The organism is Leifsonia sp. TF02-11, assembly GCF_017565305.1.
Taxonomy (GTDB): domain Bacteria; phylum Actinomycetota; class Actinomycetes; order Actinomycetales; family Microbacteriaceae; genus Leifsonia.
The window spans coordinates 65,570-83,354 of record NZ_JAGEKP010000008.1; the positions used below are offsets into that span (position 1 = coordinate 65,570).

Genomic DNA, 17,785 nt, shown 5'->3' on the forward strand with positions numbered 1-17,785 from the left:
ATCCCGATCGGACCACCGATCCGAAGACGCACCCGATCCCGAAGACGAAGGAGTCTCCCCGTGAACACCCCCGCCGTCGACAGCGCGAACGCCGCCGTCACCACGACCCTGCGAGGAGGCCGCGCCGTCGGCCTCGTCGCGACCCTCATCCTCGGCGTGCTCTCGTACCAGCTCAACGCGAGCATGATCACGCCGGCCCTGCCCGACATCGCCCGCTCGCTCGGCGAGAACGTCGGAGCAGTGTCGCAGGTCTCGTCGCCGTTCTTCCTCGCCGGAGCTGTCGGAGGCGTCGTGCTCTCACGGTGGAGCGACTTCATCGGGCGCAAGCGCGCCCTCCTGATCGTCCTGGTGCTGCTGTCCGTCGGAACGCTGGTCTGCCTGTTCGCGCCGAACCTCACCTGGCTGCTCGTCGGCCGCGTGCTGCAGGGTGCGTCGAGCGCCGCCTTCCAGCTGTCGTACGTCATCCTCAGCGAGTCGATGACCGCCAAGGTGTTCGGGACGACCCTGGGCGTCATCACCGCGGTCAACGGGGGCGTCGGCGGTGTCGACGGCTACCTCGGCGGCCTCCTCGCCGACACGTTCGGCTACCGCTCGATCTTCGTCGTGATCTTCCTCGTCGGACTGCTCGCCCTGCTCTGCGTGCAACTGGTGGTGCCGAAGACCGCGCGTCCGGTCTCCGCCGGCCGGATGGACTGGTGGGGCGCCGCCGCGCTCTCCCTGGCACTTATCACCATCACCTACTTCGTCTCCAACGGCTCCTCCGCCGGCTGGCTGGCGCCCGTGACCCTCGCGTACCTCGCCGGCAGCATCGTGTTCGTCATCGCGTTCTGGGTCGTCGAGAAGCGCCGCCTGACGCCGCTCATCGCCATCGAGCACCTGCGCTCGCGGCAGGTGTGGCCGGTGCTGGCGACCACCGTGTTGACGCTGTCCGGCGTCTTCGCCGTCATCAACTTCACCGTGGTCCTGCTCAGCCAGGACGCGAAGCACGGCTTCGGGCTCGACGCCGCGACGGGTGCGCTGCTCTTCCTCGCCCCGCCCGCGCTGATCGGCGTCGTGTCCGCACCGCTGTCGGGATGGCTCGCCGGCCGCCGCGGCTGGATCCCCGTGCTGCGCGTCGGCATGGTGCTCTGCATCGCTGCTCTCATCGTCATCGCCCTGCTGCCGCAGAACCTGTGGACGGTGTTCGCTATGATCGCCCTGCTCGGTGTGACCTACAACGGACTCGTCCTGACCACGATCAACGGTCTCGGCGTCGTGCAGTCGCCGGCCGACGCTCCCGCCGCCCTCCCCGGGCTGAACGGCGCGGCCTTCGGCATCGGCGCCAGCCTCGGCATCGGGATCGTCGCCCCGTTCGCGGCGGCCGGCACGGCTGGCGGGTACTCCGTCGCCCTGTGGATCTCGGTCTGCATCACCGTGCTCGCCCTGCTGGCGAGCCTCCTCATCGTCCCGCGCCGCTCCTGACGCGCCCTCCAGGAAAGGAAAAACCATGGCCCGCCCCCTCTACTTCGACTGCGACACCGGCATCGACGACTCGGTCGCCCTCGCCTACCTGCTCGCCTCGCCGGAGGTCGACCTCGTCGGGATCGGCACCGTCAGCGGCAACGTGAGCTCGGCAACAGCCGCAGACAACACCATCGGCCTGCTGGCGCTGGCCGGGCGCACCGACATCCCGGTCGCGGTCGGCGCGCACGACCACCTCGCGCACCCGTTCCACGGGGGAGCGCCGCACGTGCACGGAGAGAACGGCCTGGGCGGCATCGACCTCCCGGCGACGGACGCGCGCCCGGTGGCCGAGGATGCCGCCGACATGCTCATCCGCCTCTCCCACGAGTATGCGGGCGAGCTCGAGGTGCTGACCGTCGGCCCGCTGACCAACCTCGGGATCGCCCTGCAGCGCGACCCGTCCCTGCCCTCGCGCATCGCGGCCGTGACGACGATGGGCGGCGCGGCCCTGGTCCCCGGCAACATCACTCCCGTCGCCGAGGCCAACATCGGCAACGACCCGGAGGCCGCGGCCCTGCACGTCGCCGCCGGCTGGCCTGTCGTGCTCGTGCCGCTCGACGCCACGATGGAGCAGACCTTCGAGGAGGAGCACAGGGACGCCCTGGTCGCCTCCGGCGATCCGCTGGCGGTGGCGGTGGGCGGCATGCTGGACCACTACTTCGACTTCTACGTCGACGTCTACGGCCGGCGCAGTTCCGCGCTGCACGACCCGCTGGCCGCCGCCCTCGCGGTCGGCGGCGCCGTCGCCACCGTGGCGCCCGCCGTGCCGGTCGAGGTCGACACCACTGACGGTCCCGGCCGCGGCCAGACCGTCTGCGACCTGCGCGGCCAGCGTCTCGGCCCCGTCGACAGGGAGGGTGCGACCGTCCGTGTCGTCCTGGAGGTCGCGGAGCCGCTCGCCCCGCAGCTGCTCGAGCGCATCCTCACCCGAACGGCGTCCGCCGTCCGCTGACGCCCGTCGGCACCGGAGGAGATCGCGCCCCACCACGGGCCGATCTCCTCCGTTAGCCGCCGATCCCGGGCGTGTCGGCCCGGATGTCCTCCGCTGGCCACATGCCCGTCGCCTGCACGCAACCTTGCCGGGCTACGTTCCCCTTCAACACGCGGAGGTGAACCATGACATACGCGGAAGCATTCGATGTGATCGATGTCGGGGAGGGCCGCTGGGACATCCAGCTGCAGCGCTCTCTGCTTGTCGTCGGTCAGGTGTGGCGCACGACGCAGGGATTCCTGCTCTGGGACTGGGCGGACCGGCAGCTCGGGCTGTTCGCGTCGCTGTCCGACGCCCTGCAGAGGCTGTGGGAGATGCAGACGACCGCAACGGCCTGAATCCGGCCGCGCCGACGTCTCGCCCCGGTTGGCAGCCCGTGCAGCCGCGGGACACCGGAGGTTCACCGGGCGCACATAGTCCTGACTCCATGAGCGGACCACGCGACTGGCGACCGGACGGGTGGGACGAGAGGACGCGAAGGGCGCCAGCGAAGGGCGGCACCTTCGGGCGCGGTGTCGCGCTGTCGCTCCTCGTCGTCCCGCTGGGCGTCGGCGCCTGGCTGCTGCTCGCGCAACTCGGCTGGATGACTTCCCTCATTCCGCTCGGCGTCGCGGTCCTGGCCTGTCTGCTCTTCCGCTACGGCTCGGGAGGGCCGGTGTCGGCCCGCGGCGGGGTCGCGGTCTCGATCGTGGTGGTCGGCACGGTCATCGTCGGCGTGATCGTCGGGCACACCGCTGCCGCTGTGCGGGGCTACAGCGGCTCCGACGCGGGTGTCGCCGTGCTCGCCGACCCCGGGTTCTGGAGGTCGTTCGGCGACGGATTCCTCACCTCGCCGTCGATGCGCCAGGCGCTCTTCTGGAACATCGGGATCGGCCTGCTCTTCGGTGCCATCGGCACGATCCCGACCCTCGCGCGCCATCTCACCCAGCTCCGGGTCGGGCAGCGGCTGCTGCTCCTGGCCTGGCCGTTCGTGGCGACGGGAGCGGTCGTCGCCGTCGCGGCGGTCGGTCTGATCGGCGGCGGCGCGAGCCCGGCGGCCGCCACGGCGCAGTCACCCGGCGTCGGCGCGTGCCTCGATGAGGACATCCGCCAGGACGCGGTGATCGACCACGGCAAGACCCCGATCATCGTGCCGTGCGACGAACCCCATCGCGCAGAGGTCTTCTACGTCGGCGAGCTCACCGGGGAGGGCGTGCCTGCGGCGTATCCTGGCGAGCAGGAGGTCAGCAGACTGGCGACCGTGCAGTGTTCCGGCCCGATGGCCGAATTCCTCGGAATCGCGCGCGAGGCCTCGAAGCTGAACCTGAACCTCTACTTCCCCGCGGAGGAGTCCTGGAAGACGGGCGACCGCCACATCGTGTGCGCCGTGCGCGACCCGGCCGTCGACCGGACCGAGGGGACCCTGCGCGGGGCTGCGCGCTGAGGGGCCGCGGTCCGCGAGGCTCAGGCATTCGCGCGGTCGAACCTGGAACGTGTCATCACCGCGAAGACCTGCTAGGACATGAGTGTGTTGGAGATCTTCTCGGCTCACTACGGTTCGGTCGTCACCGCGCGACTGCGGCAACGTCCGTTGGAGAGTAGTGACTGAAGGCGCGCACCTAACGACCGCGCTCCATGACGTCGTGGCCGGCGGCGGTGGTGCTCAGGAGGTCGCTGAAGCACTCCGGGCTGGGGCGGACGTCGACGCGCAGGACGAGAGCGGCAACACCGCGCTCTTTCTAGCCGCATCTTCGCGGAATCTGGAGGCGCTCACGGCGCTGCTCGACGCGGGTGCCGATCTCGAGATCGAGAACGCGTGGGGGAACACACCGCTCTGGAGTGCCACGTTCAACTCACGAGGCGACGGGAGGATCATCGAAGCGCTGCTCGAGCGAGGGGCGGATCCCGATCACAGGAACGCGGCGGGGAATTCGCCGAGGACGCTTGCTGCGCGGGTGGCCAACTACGACCTTCAGCGGTTCTTCCCTCCGCATTAGGGCCCGCTCGCCCGCATCCCTCGGCGCCGGCGCCACGGCCTCCCCGAACAGACGGGGAGGCCGTGGAGCGTCACTCGGCCGTCACCCTGCGCACGAACGTGGTCACGTGCTCGCGCAGCGCCTCGATCCGCTGCTGGCGGGCGGCCTCCACGTCGAACCCGACGTAGGCGACCGGTGGCCGCTTGCGCACGTTGGCCGAGCACTGGAACTCCGCGCAGACGAGTGTGCCGAGCGTGTCGCCCTTGCGGCCCGCCGCGCCGGCGCGCTTGGCGATGAAGAAGACGACCTCGTTGGGGAGGTGGACGTCTTCGCACCACGAGCACTGCGGCCGGGTGCGCACGCCGCCTTCCGCCGTGCGCAGGAGGACGCCGACGGGCTCGCCGTCGACCTCCACGACGACGTAGCCGAGGTTCGGGTTCTTGCGGTCTCGCCAGCCGAGGTAGTCGAGGTCGTCCCAGCGGACGGCGTCGAGGGCGGGGAGGGTGAGCTCCTTGCGCTCGCGCTGGGAGGCGTTCACGAAGGAGGAGCGGAGCTGCGATTCGCTGAGGGGAAGCATGGATGGATGTCCTGTCTGTCTGGAGGGTGCGCCGGGCGCGCGGGCACGACGAACGGCCCGAAAGGATGCGCGGAGCGCGGGATCATGAGAGGGGAGACAGGACTATCTCGCGCCGGCGATGACGACGCCGACGACCTCCAGACGCCCCGATCGCGGGGCTGAGACGAACTGATCCACGGACGGCAGTCTACGCCTCGGGTGCGCGCCGGCCGATTCACGCACGAAAGCGGCGCCGGATGCTGTCATCCGGCGCCGCTTCTGCTGTGGTGTGTTCCGCGGTCTAGCTGGCCACCGTCAGGGTGTTGCTGACGGAGATCATGGTGACGGTCGCCGCCATGATGAAGCCGCCGATGTAGGGGTTGTTGGTCGCCCGGTAGATCTTCCTGGTGATCACCGCGGCGGCCGCGAGGATCACGATGACCGGGAAGAGCCAGATGCTGAAGATTCCGCCGAAGCCGGGGATCAGGTCACCGGTCGCGAAGAAGGTCCAGTACTGGGCGATGACGAGGATCGCCGGGGCGAGCGCGTTGAACACCGCGAGCAGCGCGGTGTTGACCCACTCCTTCTCGCGGATGGTGAAGCGGTTGAAGCCGTTGATCGCCACCGAGTTCGCGAAGAAGTAGATCAGGAACAGCGGCAGGTAGAGCAGTGCGATCCCGATCTTGTCGGGAGTGAACGCCTTGACCGCGAGCACCCAGAGACGGAAGTCGGTCGTGAAGAAGTAGTCGACGACGAAGACGATCGAGAACGCCGCGATCACCACGACGAGCCCCAGCCCGATGCCGTGGAAGAACCGCCGCCAGCCCGGGAGGATCCCGACGGCGCGGAGGTCCTGCCCGTTCTTGCGGCCGAACAGCAGATACGAGACGGTCATCACGACGATGGCGAAGACGCCGTTGATCGCCGACCACAGTCCGATGAAGAACGGCGCTCCCTGGGGGATCCACGTCGGGACCGCGTTGAAGACGACGCCCTGGATCGCGGTCCACTGGCTGAGGGCGATGTAGCTCCAGGCCGAGAACAGCGCCGAGACGACGAGCGCGCCCCAGAACCAGAACAGTCCCCGTCGGGAGTTCGCCCTGAGCTCGAGCGGCCCGGTCGCGCGCAGGGCCGCGAAGGGGCGCGTGGCGAGGAGGAGCTTGGCGAACGCGACCAGGAAGATCCCGAAGCCGACCAGGCCGACGGCGTTGAAGAGCTCCTTCCACTGCCAGGTCTGCGACCCGGCCGCGATGGGGTTCGGCGCGCCGAGCGCCCGCTGGAAGAAGTCGATCGTGTACTCGGTGGTCTGCTTCGAGAAGGGACCCCACGGGTGCGTCTGAGCGGGGGTGTAGATCACCCGGAAGGCGTCGCGCCCGTCGACGTTCGAGGTGTAGTAGGTCGCGGCGGTGCGCGCGGGACCGGAGGGCGTCTTGCCGAACTCCAGGAACGACTGGGCGTTGGGCGTGTGGATGAATTCGCGCGGCGGGGTCAGCTCCTTTCCGGTGGCGTCGTAGCTGCGGAAGAAGAACTCGTCGTACTGGTCCGCTACGATCCCGACGTCGCGCGAGCCGTAGTTGTTGACGTACTTCTTCGGATTCGTCAGATCGGTGTAGAAGCCCTCGTTGTCGACGAGGAGCGCCGCGGCGATCAGCGGGGACTTCGCGGTGTTGTCGATCATCAGTGAGAAGTTGGCCGCCCTGGCGCCGTTCGAGTGGCCGGTGACGCCGATGCGGCTGTGGTCGACATAGGGCAGTTGAGCGACAAGCTTGACGGCGTCGTACATGCCCGTCCCGGCGTCGGCCTCCTTGCCGAGCGGAAGCGGACCGGAGTCGCCGTGGCCGTACATGTCGATCGAGACCACGACGTAGCCGCGCTTGGCGAGCTCGACGTAGTTCGCGTCCTGCATCTCGCGGTTGTTCCACCAGCCGTGGCTGACGACGACCGCTGGCGCCTTCGCCGTGACGGTGGCCGAGTCGGGTTTGTAGAGCAGGGCGCTCATCTCGATGCCGGACGCGGTCTCCCATCGGAGATCCTTCACCGCGACCGTGGCGCCGTTCGTCTGCACGAAGAAGGCGCCGACCGCGGAGAGGAGGCAGAGCGCCAGCGCGATGAGGACCCAGACCCCGTCGCGGCGCAACAGTGCGGGGCGGGCGGTGGCCGGGGTGGGTGTCGGGGGTGGTGTGAGCGTCACTGCTTCTTCTTTCTGTGTGGGTGGGCGGTCGACCGGTCAGCGGACGTCGCGCGTGTGCGCGGGGAAGCCCGCGGTGGTGTCGTCGGTGAGGTGGTACTCGACGGTGTTGAAGAGCTGGCGGCTGCGCGCCCAGACGCGTTCGCTGTCGCGGCCCTCGCCGTAGCGGAGGACCACGTAGTCCGGTGCGACGGGCCCGTCCAGGATGATGCGGGAGACGACGCCGGAGCCGGCGGCCCCGACGAGGAGGCCGACCATGCTCGTGGACGTCTTCCGCTGCGGCCGGCTGGTGAGCGCGTCGATGTCCAGTCGCAGCACGGTCGCCCTGTCGGGCAGGCGAGAGCTCGGGAGGGGGCGCATACGGGTCCTTTCGGCCGTGTCGGGCGGACTGCAGGCACGCGGGCGGCTGCGCCCGTGCCGATCCCAGGGGCCGAAGGTCGGGGAGACAGCTGATATCGGCAGCTGTCTCCCCTATCCGAGACCGAGCCGACGTGGATCGGCCGTGGAGGCCTCGGAATGGAGCGCGCGGATGCACGAGTCCCCGCGCACGGTCCGGCCCTCGGTCGATCGAACGGCCACGTCACGGTCGATCACCAGGGTGCTGTCGAGCTCCGAATCGCTCGACATAGCCAGATGCTAGCGAGGATCCGGAGCGCTTCTCGGCGTGAACGGCTGCACAAGTGTGCGGATCGGCGACGGTGTCCCGCGGAATCCGGGCGATCTTCGTGCGAACAAACGTGCAGAGGGGCGTGGATCGGTGCTACTTAGTGGCTGCTAACTAAGTAAGCGACTCCGCTAGATTTGTCTCCATGGCCCGAGAGCGAATGTCTGCTGCCGACCGGCGGCCGCTGGCCACCCGTGCTGCGCTCAGCGTCTTCGCCGAATCGGGGTACGTCGGGACCTCCATGACCCAGGTCGCCCAGCGGCTCGGCGTCTCGCAGCCGTACCTCTTCCAGCTGTTCGACTCGAAGCATGCGCTGTTCGTGGAGTGCGTCGAACTCTGTTACGACCTCATCGACGCGACCATCGACGAGCTGGAGGACGAGGCGGGGGCGACCGGCGGCACGCTGACGCTGGCTGCGCTGGGTGCGGCGTACGCGCACCTCCTCGCCGACGAGTCCGTGCTCCAGTTCCAGCTCCAGGCGTGGGCGGCGGCATGCGCGGACGACGAGATCGAGCGCACATGCCGAGACCGCATGACGCGCCTGGTTGAACGGGTGAGCCGGCTCACCGACGCGAGCGAGCAGGACGTCGACATGTTCTTCGCCCGCGGGGCGCTGAGGATCGTCCGCACGGCGATCCGGATGCCCATGCCCGCCGAGTTGGATGCGACGATCGACTACGGCGGCGCAGCGGCGGACGCGGCGACGGCGGTCACCTTCCTGCCCCCCGAGCGGCCGCGGGGGTAGTCCGTACCGACGGCGTGGAAATCGCGCGGATCACCGGTGGTATAACGTTGTAAAGCTTCCCGGCACCAGGGGGCTTCCCGGCCCGCAGAGGGGGATCGATGGCGGTGACGCTGCACGACGTGGCCCGGCGAGCCGGGGTCTCGATCAAGACGGTCTCCAATGTCATCAACGACTACCCGCACATCCGCCCCGCGACCCGCTCCCGCGTCGAGGAGGCGATCGCCGAGCTCGGATACACGCCCAACCTGACCGCCCGCAGCCTGCGGTCGGGCCGCACAGGCGCCATCGCGCTCGCGGTGCCCGATCTGGCGTTGAACTACTTCGCGGAGCTGGCCGCCGCCGTGATCGCGGAGGCCGAGAGTGCCGGGTTCGCGGTGCTCGTCGAGCAGACCGGGGGTGAGCGGGAGCGGGAGCTGGAGCTGTTGCAGAGCCCGCGGCGCAAGCTCACCGACGGCCTGATCTTCAGCGTCCGCGGCATGGGGCAGGAGGACGCCTCGCGACTCGACGTGCCGTACCCGCTCGTGCTGCTGGGCGAGCGGGTCTTCGACGAGAACGTGGACCACGTGACCATGCGGAACGTTGAAGCCGCCAAGGCGGCGACCGCGTACCTGCTGGCGTCCGGCCGGCGTCGCATCGCGGTCGTGGGCGCCCACCGCGACGAGGTCGTCGGCTCCGCGGGGCTCCGGCTGCGCGGCCACCGTGAGGCGCTCGAGGAGGCGGGGATCCCGGCGGTCCCCGAGCTCGTCACCTACGCCGATCCCTGGCACCGGTTCAACGGTGCAGCCAGTGTGCGGGTCCTCATCGGGTCCGGCGTCGCGTTCGACGCGGTGTTCGCGTTCAACGACGCCCTCGCGTTCGGGGCGATGCGCGCTCTCGACGAGGCCGGCCTCCGGGTGCCGGACGACGTTGCCGTGATCGGCTTCGACGACGTCGACGAGGCCGAGTACTCCGTCCCGTCGCTGACGAGCGTCGATCCCGGGCGCGCCTGGATCGCACGCGCGGCGGTGGGGCGCCTGCTGGAGCGGATCACCGCGCCGGAGACCGCGGGGCCGCCCCGGTTGATGCTCGCCGACTACCGCATCGTCGAGCGGGAGTCCGCGACGGCGGGCGCCGCACGAACCCCCGCCTGAACCGGTGTCGGCCTTGACGGGATCTGAACCGCCCGTTATTCTCTACAACGTTTACCTACAACGTTGGAGAGCAACGGAAGCCCCATGACCAGCGCACACCTCACCATCGACCCGCGTACCGCGATCGGCGCTGTTCGGCGTCGCCTCTTCGGCGGCTTCGTCGAGCACCTCGGCCGCCACGTCTACGACGGCATCTATGAGCCCGGCCACCCGGAGGCCGACGAGGAAGGCTTCCGCCGCGACGTCATCGAGCTCGTGAAGGAGCTGGGGGTGTCCACCATCCGCTACCCGGGAGGCAACTTCGTCTCCGGGTTCCGCTGGGAGGACAGCGTCGGCCCGCGCGCAGACCGCCCGCGCCGCCTCGACCTGGCCTGGCACTCGACCGAGACCAACGAGGTCGGTCTCCACGAGTTCGCCTCCTGGCTCGACAAGGTCGGCAGCGATCTGATGATGGCCGTCAACCTCGGGACGCGCGGCACGCTCGAAGCGATCGACCTGCTCGAGTACGCCAACGTGCCGGGCGGGAGCACCCTCAGCGACCTCCGCATCGCGAACGGCCGCACGGAGCCCTTCGACGTGCGGATGTGGTGCCTCGGCAACGAGATGGACGGCACGTGGCAGCTGGGCCACCGCTCGGCCGACGACTACGGCAAGCTCGCATCGCAGACCGCGAAGGGGATGCGCCAGCTCGACCCGTCGATCGAGCTGGTGGTCTGCGGCTCGTCCGGTGCCGCGATGCCCACCTTCGGCGAGTGGGAGCGGGTCGTGCTCACCCACACGTACGACGACGTCGACTACATCTCGCTGCACGCCTACTACCAGGAGCGCGACGGCGACCTGGACAGCTTCCTGGCGTCCTCCACCGACATGGACCACTTCATCGAGTCGGTGGTCGCGACGGCGGACCATGTGAAGGCGGTCCTCGGGAGCGACAAGACGATCGAGCTGTCGTTCGACGAGTGGAACGTCTGGTACCTCGACCGCTGGCAGGGCGTCGAGAAGATCACGGGCATCGACAACTGGCCGGTCGCCCCGCGCCTCCTGGAGGACGTCTACTCGGTCGCCGACGCCGTGGTGTTCGGCAGCCTCCTGATCTCGCTGCTCAAGCACGCCGACCGGGTGACCAGTGCGTCGCTGGCGCAGCTGGTGAACGTGATCGCGCCGATCATGACAGAGCCGGGCGGCCCCGCCTGGCGGCAGACGACGTTCTTCCCGTTCTCGATCACCTCGCGGCTCGCGCGCGGCGAGGCGCTCCGGATCCCGATCGAGAGCCCGACCCACTCCACCGCCGTCTACGGTGAGGTGCCACTGGTCGACGCGGTCGCCACGAGCGACGCGGAGTCCGGGCGGACGGCCCTGTTCCTGGTGAACAGGAGCACCACCGACTCCGTCACGGTGACCGCCGACATCAGCGCCCTCGGCGAGGTGGGCGTCCTCGAGTCGCACACCCTCGCCGACGACGACGTGACCGCGAAGAACACCCTCGAGGACCCCGAGCGGGTCGCGCCGCGTGCGGCCGCGGTGTCGATCGCCGACGGGCTTCTGAGCATCGAGCTGCCGCCGGTGTCGTGGACGGCGGTGTCGCTGGGCTGAACGACGCAGGCGGGGGCCGGGGTGCCGTCTAGAGTCGAGGCGTGAACCGCACGGATCGCCTCTACGCCCTGGTCGAGGAGCTCCGCGCCGTCGCCCCGCGGCCGCGCAGCGCGCGCTGGCTCGCCGAGCGCTTCGAGGTCAGCTCGCGGACGATCGAGCGGGACCTGTCCGCCCTGCAGCAGGCCGGCGTGCCGATCTGGGCGGAGCCCGGCAGGACGGGCGGGTACACGATCGACCGCGCGCACACCTTGGCCCCGCTCGGGTTCACCGTCGACGAGGCGCTCGCCGTCACCACGGCGCTCGGGATGCTGGCGTCGAGCCCGTTCGCGACCTCCGCCGCCGCCGCGCTGCGCAAAGTGGTCGCCGTGATGGACGAGCGGAACCTCCGGGAGACGGCGGAGCTGGCGGCCCGTATCCACCTCCTCGACGACGGCCGGGCGCCGGAGGTCGTCGCCGGCCTCGACGGCGCGCTGCGCTCGGGGCGGGTACTGCGGATCGCCTACCGCGACCGCGCGGGCGCCGAGACGGAGCGCGAGGTGGAGCCGCTGGGGTACGTGGGCAAGGGGCGCGACTGGTACCTGATCGCGTGGTGCCGGCTGCGTGACGGGGTCCGTGCCTTCCGCGGCGACCGGATCGCCTCGGTGGAGGCCACCGCTGAGCGCCCGCCGCGTCGCGCGCTCGGCATCGCGGAGCTCGACATCGCCTACGGGGAGGTCCGCAGTCTCCGGCTCGACGATGAGCGGGCCTGACCGGCGCGAGCCGCCGAAACACCGACAGGACGGTGTCGCCCTGCCGCCGGAGTCTGGAGGGACGGGGTCGAACGGCCTCGGCAGAGAGGATCACCCATGGACTTCGCATCCGTCCGCATCATCACCGACGACCTCGAGGGGCTGGTCGCCTTCTACGAGCTCGTCCTGAACGTTCCGGCCATCCGGCCCGCGCCGGTGTTCGCCGAGTTCCGCACGCAGGCCGGTGCCCTCGCCATCGGCAGCATTGCCACCGTGGCGATGCTCGGCGGGGACGCTCCCCGGCCCGGCAGCAACGCGTCGGTCATCCTCGAGTTCGTCGTCGCGGACGTCGACGCCGAGTTCGCGCGCCTGGAGGCACAGCTCGGTGATGTCGTGCTGGCGCCGACGACGATGCCCTGGGGCAACCGGTCGACGCTGTTCCGCGACCCGGACGGGAACCTGGTGAACCTGTTCAGCAGGCCGGCGGGGTAGGCCGGCACGACAAGAGGCCGGCACGTCGGGAGGCCGGCCCCGCCATCCGGGACCGGCCTCCTGTCGTCACGCGTCGATCAGCTCGCGCGGCGCACCTTGTCGAACAGCGGCTTGAAGGTGATGCCGGCGATCGCCGCGCCCACGATCGGGGCGACGATCGACAGCCAGAGCTGGGCGAGCGCCGTCGGGCCGCCGTAGATCGCGGTCGCGATCGAGCGGGCCGGGTTGAACGAGCCGTTCGAGATCGGGATGGCGACCAGGGCGATCAGGGTCAGCGTGAGGCCGATGGCGAGCGGGGCGAAGCCGTCCGCCGCGCGGCTGCTCGTGACGCCGAGGATGACCCAGACGAAGACCGCGGTCGCGATGATCTCGACCACCAGCGAGGAGACCAGGCCGAAGCCGCCGGGGGAGAGCTCGCCCCAGCCGGTCGACGCGAAGCCGCCCTTCTGCGCGTTGGCGAGGAACCCGTCCGGGCCGCCCGCCGCGATCGCGACGAGGAGGGACGAGGCGATGATGCCGCCGACGATCTGCGCGACGATGTAGCCGGCGACGTCCTTCCAGGCGAACCGGCCGGCGATCGCCAGCCCGATGGTCACGGCCGGGTTGAAGTGGCCGCCCGAGACCGGTCCGAAGGCGTAGGCGGACACCAGCACGCTCAGGCCGAGGGCGAGCGCGACGCCGAGGAAGCCGACGTTCAGCCCTGCGGTGCCGCCGTCGAACCCGGCCGCGAAGAGCGCCGTGCCGATGACGCCGAAGACCAGGATGAACGTCCCGGCAACCTCGGCGGCGAGACGGGCGGCCACCGCGGGAGAGGCGGGCGCGACGGGCGCGGCCGACACGGTGGCGGGCGGTGCTGCTTCAGACATGCTGATCCTTTGCTGGGTATTCAGGGGGAACCGGAAGTGACTCCGATTTGAACATAGCGAGGGTCGGCGGGGAGAGCGAGGAGTATTACGTGCGTTTCGTCGGGATCGCCGTCGGCTGTGTCGGCCCTCGCGCGTATGGTCGCCGCATGGACGACATCCGGCTCCGACCATGGACAGACGACGACCTGGCCGTCGAGCTGCGCAACAACGCGCCGGAGATGACCGCGCTCCTGGGCGGACCTCTGGACGAGGACACCGTGCGCCGGCGCCACGAGCGCCTGCTGCGTGGCCAGGCCGACGGCACGGTGTCGCCGTTCACGGTGTGGGCTGACGCGGCGGACGAGCCCGTGGGCACGGCGGCGTATTGGGAGACCGAACACGGTGGGAGGCCGGTGTACGAGTGCGGCTGGTTCGTCTTCGTTCCGTACCAGCGGCGCGGCTACGCCGGACGCGCTGTGCGGCTGCTGCTCGAGCACGCCGCGATGCGCGGCGATCGCGACACGGTGTTCGCGTTCCCGCGAACCGACAACGCCCCATCGAACGCGCTCGCGCGCTCCGCAGGGTTCGTCGACACGGGCGTCGAGGATTTCGAGTACCCGAAGGGCGTACCGATCCGGGTGAACGCGTGGAGGTTCGATCTCCGCGCGCTGAGGTGAGGTCCGGCAGCCGCATCCCCTTGCGCATCCATCGCGTGGACTCATATCCTGCTCTGTTCGGCATCGGAGAGGAGGGGTCATGGCTCACACGAGGCAGTCGCCGCAGCAGAAGAAGTCGCTGGACTACGAGCGCGAGCGGCGGAACGAGTACGGCGAAGCGCCGCACGGCGCACGCACATCCATTCCGCGCAACCGCCGCCGCGGTCACAAGGCGAATCGTGCTGCCGAGCTCGTGGACCTGAGTCCGCTCCGTCGGAGGGCGGCGATGCCCGGCGCAACCGTCGTGGAGGAGGCGGAGAGCGACCTCCGCGGCCGGCGGGACCGACGCTGGCGCAAGGTGCCGGACACGGCGTTGCGCATCGTGGTCGCACGGAAGCTCGCGCGCCGGCGGTGAGGGCCACCTGGCAGCGGCGCCGCTCTCGCCCGGGAGGGGGCAGCGCATGACCATCACCCTCTCGCGCGTCGACCCGGAGGCGGACGCCGCCGAGCTCATCGCGTTCCTGTCGAGCAACCGGTTCCCGTTCCACAGCTCGGTGCACCCCACCCGCGACGACGTCTCACGGCGCGTCGAGCGGGGCGACTTCAGCGGGCCGGCGAATGAGGCCTACTGGATCGAGGATGCGTCGTTCCAGGGCGGCCGCGTGGGGCTCATCGTCTTCGAGGAGATCACCGACGGCACCCCGCTGATCGATCTGCGGATCGCGGAAGCCCATCGCGGGCGCGGCCTCGGCGGGGCAGCCCTTCGGCTCGCCACCGCGACGGTCTTCCGCGCGCATCCCGAGCTGAACCGGATCGAGGGCAACACCCGCATCGACAACGCCGCGATGCGGCGCGTGTTCGAGGCCGCCGGCTACGTCAAGGAGGCGCACTATCGCGAGGGCTGGCCTGTCGCCGGGCAGCCTCCGCTGGACGCGGTGTCGTACGCGATACTGCGCCGCGATTGGGCCGAAGGCACCGTGACGCCCGTGCCGTGGGAGACCTGACGCGGCGCCGGTAGGGTGAGCCCATGTTCGCGACCACTCTGGCCACCGGTGCCACCCTCCGCCCCCTCGAGCCGTGGCGGGCCGAGGAGTTCGCCGCGCACCTCGATCGGGCGCGCGAGCACATCCGGCCGTGGGTGGGGCCGTCGTTCGTCACCACCGACGTCGACGGCGCGCGGGCGACGCTGGGCCGCTACGCCGAACGTGCGGCGCGCGAGGGCGCGGGCATCTACGGGATCTGGGTCGGCGAGGTGCTGGTCGGGGGCGCGATGTTCGTCGACTTCTCGCCGGCGACGGGTTCGTTCGAGGTCGGCTGCTGGCTCGAGCCGGGTGCGGAGGGTCGCGGCCACATCACCTCCGCCGTGCGGGAGCTGCTCGCGTACGCGTTCGACGAGCGCGGCATGCACCGCGCCGAGTGGAGGTGCCGCAGCGACAACGAACGCAGCTCCGCCGTCGCCCGGCGTCTCGGGATGTCGCTCGACGGCGTGCTCAGGGAGGCGTGGCCGGTCGCCGGCGTGTTCCACGACAAGCAGGTGTGGTCGCTGCTCGCGGGGGAGTGGGCGGCCGCCACGGCCTGACGGCCCGCGCGGGAGCGCGGGTCACTTCAGGTGCAGCACGATCCCCGTCAACCCGTGCAGCACGCTCGCGACGCCCGCCGAGATCGCGTCGGACGCGCGGCGTGCGGTTACGGCTGAGGGGTCGACGTCGCCGTCCTCGCTGATGCCGGTGCCGCGGAAGCTGGCCCCGGCCCAGATCACCGACGTGACGTTCGCGGTCGGCTCCGGGAGTTCCGCGCCGACGACGAGGAACTGCTGGTGCAGGTGCTGCGCGGTGGTCAGCGAGAACACGTCGACCACGTCGGGGCCGGCGCCGATCACCAGGTCCGGTGACGCCTCGATCGCGCGGAGCAGCTGGTCCTCGACCTCGTCGTCGCCACGAGCAGTGAGCGCGGTGATCGTCACGCCGCGCTGCTGCGCCCAGCGGGTGACGCCGGAGACCAGCGTCGAGGTCGCGCGGTCGTCGGCCGCGCTGACGACGACCACGGTGTAGCCGGCGGGAGGCTCGACGCCGTCCCACGATCCCCGTTCCGGCTCGATGGTCGCCTCCGGTGTCGGCGTGGTGACACCGCCGAGAAAGCCGCTCCCGAGGGGGTGCACGCCGGGCGTACCCGTTGTCACGGGCTGGGGCGCGATGGCTGCGCAGCCGGAGAGGACGACGGCGACGGAAACGCACAGCGCGCCGGCGATCGGCGTCAGGGGTCGGAGGCGGGGCACGCCCCCACGCTCCCCGAGAGGGCGAGCCGGACGATGACGGCGGACCCGTGCGCCGGTGAACGGGAGGGAAACACTCGTGACGGCCGGGGGTCGTCCGGGAGGCCCGCGTTCCCCCGCGTTCCCGTCCCGGCCCCGAACCGTTCACCCGGCTCCGAAACGTTGTGGCCGTGATCCAGACCCTCCCTCGCCGACAGCCCGACCTCCAGATCGACCGCCGAGCGCGCCGCCGAACGGGCCGCAGACCCCGCATCGTGGGTCTCGCCGCCGCCGCGCTCGCGGCCGTCGCCGTGCTCCTTCCCGCCGCAACGGCGGGGGCTCACGGCTTCTCGTCCGTGGCGTACGTCGACGTGACCGGACGAGCCGACGGCGTGGTCCGCACCTCCCTCGACCTCGAGTACGACCTGCTCGTCGTCTCGGCGGCGGAGAGCGAGAAGGACCGGGCGCTCTTCGACCAGGGGACGGAGCTCTTCCAGACCGGCGAGGAGGCGACAGCGATGAACGACCACGCCGACTCCGTCACCTCCTACGTCACCGACCGCTTCACCGTGAGCACCGGCGGCGCCGCCTGCCGCCCGACCCGGGTCGGCGACATCACCGTGCACGAGCGCGACGGTGTGCCCTACGCCACCCTCGTGCTCGACCACACCTGCGCGGGAGGTTCCGGTCACGAGCTGCGGAGCGGGCTGTTCCCCGACGGCGAGGGCTACGTCAAGGACACCAAGACGATCGTCACCTATGCGATCGACGGCAAGGACGGCAGCGCGGCTCTCGACGCGCAGCACCTGTCGTTCACCACCGAGCAGACCGCGGGGGAGCGGTTCGGGGAGTTCTTCCTGCTCGGCGCCGAGCACCTGCTGAGCGGCATCGACCACATCCTGTTCCTGCTCGCGCTGATCGTCGGGTCGCGCCGCCTCCGCGACGTGGTGCTCGCCGCGACGACGTTCACGGTGGCGCACTCGATCACCTTCCTGCTGGCCGCGCTCGGGCTCGTCACCGTACCTGCTGCCGTCGTCGAGCCGGTCATCGCCCTCTCGATCGCGGTCGTGGCGGCCTGGTACCTGTGGACCGTGCGGCGACGCATCCTGCTGCCGTCCGCTGAGCTCGCACCCGAGCTCGTCCCCACGCCGGCGGGGCCGCTCGGTCTCGGGCGTGCGGACTGGCTGCGCCTCGCGGTGGTCTTCCTCTTCGGCCTCATCCACGGTCTCGGCTTCGCGAGCGCGCTCGGCATCGACGAGCCGTGGTCGTGGACGCTGCTGTGGTCGCTCCTGGTCTTCAATGTCGGTATCGAGGCCGTGCAGCTCGGGATCATCGCCGTGGTCTTCCCGCTGCTCCTGCTGCTGCGCAAGCGCACCCCGCGCGCCGCGCTCTGGGTCGGGATCGCGGTGGCCGCGGCGGTCACCGTCATCGCCCTGTACTGGTTCGTCGGCAGAATACTGGGCCTCGAATGGGGGTGACTTTCCCGCC

21 protein-coding genes are annotated in these 17,785 nt (G+C 70.5%); 15 read left to right on the plus strand and 6 right to left on the minus strand.

Going from position 1 to position 17,785, the window contains the following annotated elements:
- Window positions 1-60 precede the first annotated feature (60 nt).
- The 5 genes from JNB50_RS12480 to JNB50_RS12500 all read left to right on the plus strand — a co-directional run bounded on the left by JNB50_RS12480 (window position 61) and on the right by JNB50_RS12500 (window position 4,470).
- A complete protein-coding gene (locus JNB50_RS12480) occupies window positions 61-1,461 on the plus strand; it encodes an MFS transporter (protein ID WP_307794705.1) in 1,401 nt (466 codons plus the stop codon).
- Between the two features lie 25 nt (window positions 1,462-1,486).
- On the plus strand, window positions 1,487-2,455 hold the full coding sequence (locus tag JNB50_RS12485) for a nucleoside hydrolase (RefSeq protein ID WP_208040466.1): 969 nt from the start codon (window positions 1,487-1,489) through the stop codon (window positions 2,453-2,455).
- A 164-nt stretch (window positions 2,456-2,619) separates the two neighbouring features.
- Window positions 2,620-2,832 (plus strand): hypothetical protein, encoded by a 213-nt coding sequence (locus JNB50_RS12490; protein WP_208040467.1) that lies wholly within the window; start codon window positions 2,620-2,622, stop codon window positions 2,830-2,832.
- An 89-nt stretch (window positions 2,833-2,921) separates the two neighbouring features.
- Window positions 2,922-3,917 carry a septum formation family protein gene (locus tag JNB50_RS12495; protein ID WP_208040468.1) on the plus strand — a complete coding sequence of 332 codons (996 nt, stop codon included), beginning with the start codon at window positions 2,922-2,924 and terminating at the stop codon, window positions 3,915-3,917.
- A 157-nt stretch (window positions 3,918-4,074) separates the two neighbouring features.
- A complete protein-coding gene (locus tag JNB50_RS12500) occupies window positions 4,075-4,470 on the plus strand; it encodes an ankyrin repeat domain-containing protein (protein ID WP_208040469.1) in 396 nt (131 codons plus the stop codon).
- Window positions 4,471-4,540: 70 nt separating this feature from the next.
- Here the strand turns inward: JNB50_RS12500 and JNB50_RS12505 are convergent, their stop codons facing one another.
- The 4 genes from JNB50_RS12505 to JNB50_RS12520 form a co-directional block, all read right to left on the minus strand.
- The gene (locus JNB50_RS12505) at window positions 4,541-5,026 is read right to left on the minus strand and encodes an FBP domain-containing protein (RefSeq protein WP_208040470.1); all 486 of its coding nucleotides are present in this window, start codon (window positions 5,024-5,026) and stop codon (window positions 4,541-4,543) included.
- A gap of 280 nt (window positions 5,027-5,306) precedes the next feature.
- Window positions 5,307-7,196 carry a CocE/NonD family hydrolase gene (locus JNB50_RS12510; RefSeq protein WP_307794706.1) on the minus strand — a complete coding sequence of 630 codons (1,890 nt, stop codon included), beginning with the start codon at window positions 7,194-7,196 and terminating at the stop codon, window positions 5,307-5,309.
- Between the two features lie 36 nt (window positions 7,197-7,232).
- Window positions 7,233-7,553: a hypothetical protein gene (locus JNB50_RS12515; RefSeq protein WP_208040471.1), complete on the minus strand. Its 321-nt coding sequence runs from the start codon at window positions 7,551-7,553 to the stop codon at window positions 7,233-7,235.
- A 111-nt stretch (window positions 7,554-7,664) separates the two neighbouring features.
- On the minus strand, window positions 7,665-7,820 hold the full coding sequence (locus JNB50_RS12520; protein ID WP_208040472.1) for a hypothetical protein: 156 nt from the start codon (window positions 7,818-7,820) through the stop codon (window positions 7,665-7,667).
- Window positions 7,821-8,002: 182 nt separating this feature from the next.
- On the opposite strand from JNB50_RS12520, the gene JNB50_RS12525 reads away from it, so the two are divergent.
- The 5 genes from JNB50_RS12525 (at window position 8,003) to JNB50_RS12545 (ending at window position 12,545) form a co-directional block, all read left to right on the plus strand.
- On the plus strand, window positions 8,003-8,602 hold the full coding sequence (locus JNB50_RS12525; RefSeq protein ID WP_208040473.1) for a TetR/AcrR family transcriptional regulator: 600 nt from the start codon (window positions 8,003-8,005) through the stop codon (window positions 8,600-8,602).
- A 98-nt stretch (window positions 8,603-8,700) separates the two neighbouring features.
- A complete protein-coding gene (locus JNB50_RS12530) occupies window positions 8,701-9,732 on the plus strand; it encodes a LacI family DNA-binding transcriptional regulator (RefSeq protein ID WP_208040474.1) in 1,032 nt (343 codons plus the stop codon).
- An 84-nt stretch (window positions 9,733-9,816) separates the two neighbouring features.
- The gene (locus JNB50_RS12535) at window positions 9,817-11,325 is read left to right on the plus strand and encodes an alpha-N-arabinofuranosidase (RefSeq protein WP_208040475.1); all 1,509 of its coding nucleotides are present in this window, start codon (window positions 9,817-9,819) and stop codon (window positions 11,323-11,325) included.
- Window positions 11,326-11,366: 41 nt separating this feature from the next.
- Window positions 11,367-12,074 (plus strand): YafY family protein, encoded by a 708-nt coding sequence (locus JNB50_RS12540; protein ID WP_208040476.1) that lies wholly within the window; start codon window positions 11,367-11,369, stop codon window positions 12,072-12,074.
- A 96-nt stretch (window positions 12,075-12,170) separates the two neighbouring features.
- The gene (locus JNB50_RS12545) at window positions 12,171-12,545 is read left to right on the plus strand and encodes a VOC family protein (protein ID WP_208040477.1); all 375 of its coding nucleotides are present in this window, start codon (window positions 12,171-12,173) and stop codon (window positions 12,543-12,545) included.
- Between the two features lie 77 nt (window positions 12,546-12,622).
- On the opposite strand, the gene aqpZ is transcribed toward JNB50_RS12545, so the two are convergent.
- The gene (gene aqpZ / locus JNB50_RS12550; RefSeq protein WP_208040478.1) at window positions 12,623-13,411 is read right to left on the minus strand and encodes an aquaporin Z; all 789 of its coding nucleotides are present in this window, start codon (window positions 13,409-13,411) and stop codon (window positions 12,623-12,625) included.
- Between the two features lie 146 nt (window positions 13,412-13,557).
- Between aqpZ and JNB50_RS12555 the strand changes: the two genes are divergently transcribed.
- The 4 genes from JNB50_RS12555 to JNB50_RS12570 all read left to right on the plus strand — a co-directional run bounded on the left by JNB50_RS12555 (window position 13,558) and on the right by JNB50_RS12570 (window position 15,625).
- The gene (locus JNB50_RS12555; protein ID WP_208040479.1) at window positions 13,558-14,067 is read left to right on the plus strand and encodes a GNAT family N-acetyltransferase; all 510 of its coding nucleotides are present in this window, start codon (window positions 13,558-13,560) and stop codon (window positions 14,065-14,067) included.
- Between the two features lie 79 nt (window positions 14,068-14,146).
- Window positions 14,147-14,461, plus strand: a complete 315-nt coding sequence (locus tag JNB50_RS12560) for a hypothetical protein (protein ID WP_208040480.1) — start codon at window positions 14,147-14,149, stop codon at window positions 14,459-14,461.
- Between the two features lie 46 nt (window positions 14,462-14,507).
- Window positions 14,508-15,050, plus strand: a complete 543-nt coding sequence (locus tag JNB50_RS12565) for a GNAT family N-acetyltransferase (protein ID WP_208040481.1) — start codon at window positions 14,508-14,510, stop codon at window positions 15,048-15,050.
- Window positions 15,051-15,073: 23 nt separating this feature from the next.
- Complete coding sequence (locus tag JNB50_RS12570) at window positions 15,074-15,625, plus strand: GNAT family N-acetyltransferase (RefSeq protein WP_208040482.1); 552 nt, start codon at window positions 15,074-15,076, stop codon at window positions 15,623-15,625.
- Window positions 15,626-15,646: 21 nt separating this feature from the next.
- On the opposite strand, the gene JNB50_RS12575 is transcribed toward JNB50_RS12570, so the two are convergent.
- Complete coding sequence (locus JNB50_RS12575; protein ID WP_208040483.1) at window positions 15,647-16,321, minus strand: BMP family ABC transporter substrate-binding protein; 675 nt, start codon at window positions 16,319-16,321, stop codon at window positions 15,647-15,649.
- Window positions 16,322-16,488: 167 nt separating this feature from the next.
- Between JNB50_RS12575 and JNB50_RS12580 the strand changes: the two genes are divergently transcribed.
- Entirely contained in the window at window positions 16,489-17,775 is a 1,287-nt protein-coding gene (locus JNB50_RS12580; protein ID WP_307794708.1) for a HupE/UreJ family protein, read from the plus strand.
- The last annotated feature ends 10 nt before the right edge of the window (window positions 17,776-17,785 follow it).

Excerpts from the sequence above, each read along its gene's own strand:
- JNB50_RS12570 (WP_208040482.1), top strand. The coding sequence starts at position 15,074 with ATGTTCGCGACCACTCTGGCCACCGGTGCCACCCTCCGCCCCCTCGAG.
- JNB50_RS12505 (WP_208040470.1), bottom strand. The coding sequence starts at position 5,026 with ATGCTTCCCCTCAGCGAATCGCAGCTCCGCTCCTCCTTCGTGAACGCC.
- JNB50_RS12560 (WP_208040480.1), top strand. The coding sequence starts at position 14,147 with ATGGCTCACACGAGGCAGTCGCCGCAGCAGAAGAAGTCGCTGGACTAC.
- JNB50_RS12555 (WP_208040479.1), top strand. The coding sequence starts at position 13,558 with ATGGACGACATCCGGCTCCGACCATGGACAGACGACGACCTGGCCGTC.
- JNB50_RS12520 (WP_208040472.1), bottom strand. The coding sequence starts at position 7,820 with ATGTCGAGCGATTCGGAGCTCGACAGCACCCTGGTGATCGACCGTGAC.
- JNB50_RS12535 (WP_208040475.1), top strand. The coding sequence starts at position 9,817 with ATGACCAGCGCACACCTCACCATCGACCCGCGTACCGCGATCGGCGCT.
- JNB50_RS12530 (WP_208040474.1), top strand. The coding sequence starts at position 8,701 with ATGGCGGTGACGCTGCACGACGTGGCCCGGCGAGCCGGGGTCTCGATC.
- JNB50_RS12525 (WP_208040473.1), top strand. The coding sequence starts at position 8,003 with ATGGCCCGAGAGCGAATGTCTGCTGCCGACCGGCGGCCGCTGGCCACC.
- aqpZ (WP_208040478.1), bottom strand. The coding sequence starts at position 13,411 with ATGTCTGAAGCAGCACCGCCCGCCACCGTGTCGGCCGCGCCCGTCGCG.
- JNB50_RS12490 (WP_208040467.1), top strand. The coding sequence starts at position 2,620 with ATGACATACGCGGAAGCATTCGATGTGATCGATGTCGGGGAGGGCCGC.
- JNB50_RS12545 (WP_208040477.1), top strand. The coding sequence starts at position 12,171 with ATGGACTTCGCATCCGTCCGCATCATCACCGACGACCTCGAGGGGCTG.
- JNB50_RS12495 (WP_208040468.1), top strand. The coding sequence starts at position 2,922 with ATGAGCGGACCACGCGACTGGCGACCGGACGGGTGGGACGAGAGGACG.
- JNB50_RS12565 (WP_208040481.1), top strand. The coding sequence starts at position 14,508 with ATGACCATCACCCTCTCGCGCGTCGACCCGGAGGCGGACGCCGCCGAG.
- JNB50_RS12485 (WP_208040466.1), top strand. The coding sequence starts at position 1,487 with ATGGCCCGCCCCCTCTACTTCGACTGCGACACCGGCATCGACGACTCG.
- JNB50_RS12515 (WP_208040471.1), bottom strand. The coding sequence starts at position 7,553 with ATGCGCCCCCTCCCGAGCTCTCGCCTGCCCGACAGGGCGACCGTGCTG.